General features: G+C 55.0%; 3 protein-coding genes. All 3 read left to right on the forward strand.

Annotation, left to right across the window (positions count from 1 at the left end; genetic code table 11):
• Positions 1–321: DUF1636 domain-containing protein (locus tag NW819_RS07335; RefSeq protein ID WP_414413354.1), on the forward strand; the 321-nt coding region annotated here is incomplete at its 5' end.
• An 11-nt stretch (positions 322–332) separates the two neighbouring features.
• A complete protein-coding gene (locus tag NW819_RS07340; protein ID WP_011432955.1) occupies positions 333–1,202 on the forward strand; it encodes a (2Fe-2S) ferredoxin domain-containing protein in 870 nt (289 codons plus the stop codon).
• Positions 1,203–1,439: 237 nt separating this feature from the next.
• Positions 1,440–1,847, forward strand: a complete 408-nt coding sequence (locus tag NW819_RS07345; protein ID WP_414343688.1) for a hypothetical protein — start codon at positions 1,440–1,442, stop codon at positions 1,845–1,847.
• Positions 1,848–1,974: the final 127 nt, after the last annotated feature.

Genomic DNA, 1,974 nt, shown 5'->3' on the forward strand with positions numbered 1-1,974 from the left:
TGCGGATCTCGGTGGGTTAACGGCCAAAAAGAAGGGATTAGCAAGGGAGAAATGCTGCTGTCTGCCCTGCAATCTCAAACCCTCAATCCTCAACTGACCCTGAAGCCGGTTGCCTGTATGAGCGGCTGCAGCCATGCTTGCGTTGTTGCGTTGGCAGCACCTCAAAAGATGACCTATGTTTTTGGAGATCTCGATCCAAAAGATGTGGATCTCATTCTGCAGACAGCAGAGCTCTACCTCACCAAGCCAGATGGGATCCTACCCTGGGCCGAGCGCCCTCTCAAAAAAGGGGTGATTGCTCGTATTCCACCACTGCACTGAGGAGCTTTCTCATGGCCACTTTTACCCCCTGGATAACCCCCCTCCATCAAGCTTGGCAGGAAGTTTCTCTGACGGGTTGGACAACCCTTTATGAAGGGATCCCTGCCCACATCGACTGCTTGGGGCCGTTGCTCTACGAGCTGTTTCAAGAGCACTGGGCCGAGATCCAGGTGGGCCATGTGGCGGAAGGCGGGGTGCTGGAGCTGGCTTTCAAGAAACCTCCAGCTTTGTGCGTGCTCTACGATGGCTATCTAACCGTTGCCACCGAAACTTGGCACCTGCATTTGTGCCTGGAGGAGCACCAAGGCGGCCCCCATCGCAAGACCCCACCCGAGCTGCGCCGCAAAAGATTGGTTAGCCGTGCTGCTCTCTACCGGCGCCTCAATCCCCAAGGTCAGCCCCGCATGTGGGGGATCCAATTCTGGAATGGAGCAGAAGAGCCTTTGCTGCAGATTTTTCTGCCCAGCCCCTTTTTGGGGCCAGAGGAAGACTACCTGCCGGAAGGCAAAGCAGATTACCAAAAGCTTTCTCTTTACGAGCGCATCCGCGCCATCTATGTGCAGGGGAAAGAGCGGATCCCCTATGAGGATAACCCTCTTAAACGTCCCTACCTTGCCGTCTGTCGTTCCAGCCGTTGTTATCCTTCCCGCAACTACCAACCGGTTGTGGAAGCTCTGGAATCGGCTCTTCGAGAAGCCAACCTGGACGTACAGGTTATCACCTCAGGCTGCTTGGAAGTTTGCCAACAGGGGCCCGTGGTTTTTTACTCTGGGGATCGCACCTGGTACAAGCGGGTTACTCCCCAAGTAGCTCGGCAAATTGTTTTTGAGCATTTGCTTAATAGCTGTCCTCTGAAAGACCACCTTTTTCCAGGAGATTAAAGCATGATTGGCCTGCAATCGAGTGCTCAACCTATCCCCAGATCTTGCCGCTTGATCTCAGCCCCACTTTGGATACAAGCTGCTCAAGATTTGGCCCAAGGCTGGTTCTGGCCCAGCTTGTTTACCACCGTCGGCTGTCTCAGCAATATTGCTTATACATGTACCCTTCCTTTTGTAACTGTTGGTATTGTTGCAGGCACAACTTTAACCCGCCAAAGGGCAATCATTAGTGCTTTGATGATTTGGCTGGCCAACCAAATCTTTGGCTACACCTGGCACAACTATCCCCGCACTCCCGATTCGTTTGCCTGGGGGTTGGTGCTGGGGATCGGCACGGTGGGGATTGCTCTTGCTGGCGGTTACCGACCTCTGTTTTCTCAGTCCAAGCCGCTTCGGCCAAGGCAACTGCTGCTGAACTATCTCTGGATCCCGGCCATGCTCATCTTGGGGTTTCTGGCTTTTGAAGGGCTGATTTTGGCAGCCGGCCTGGTCTTGGGGGGAACGGAGGGCTTGACCCTGCCCATCCTGGGCAAAATCTGGTTGCACAACTGGCTGTGGACAGGACTTTGGATTGGGATCCACACCCTGCTGGTGTGGGATAGAGGACACCGCCGGGTGTGGCTGGGAGAGGGGAAACTTCGGTAAGCCGCCCCCGTACAGGCCCTTCCCATCCCGTCAGCGGTGCGGAGTACCTTTGCAGTGATCTAGAGCATCCCCAAGAGGGATCCAGGCCAAAATAGGGGCGACCTATGTGGGAGGGGATCCCTTTGCA

It is taken from the genome of Synechococcus sp. R8-2, assembly GCF_047461715.1.
Taxonomy (GTDB): domain Bacteria; phylum Cyanobacteriota; class Cyanobacteriia; order Thermostichales; family Thermostichaceae; genus Thermostichus.

Excerpts from the sequence above, each read along its gene's own strand:
- NW819_RS07340 (WP_011432955.1), top strand. The coding sequence starts at position 333 with ATGGCCACTTTTACCCCCTGGATAACCCCCCTCCATCAAGCTTGGCAG.
- NW819_RS07345 (WP_414343688.1), top strand. The coding sequence starts at position 1,440 with ATGATTTGGCTGGCCAACCAAATCTTTGGCTACACCTGGCACAACTAT.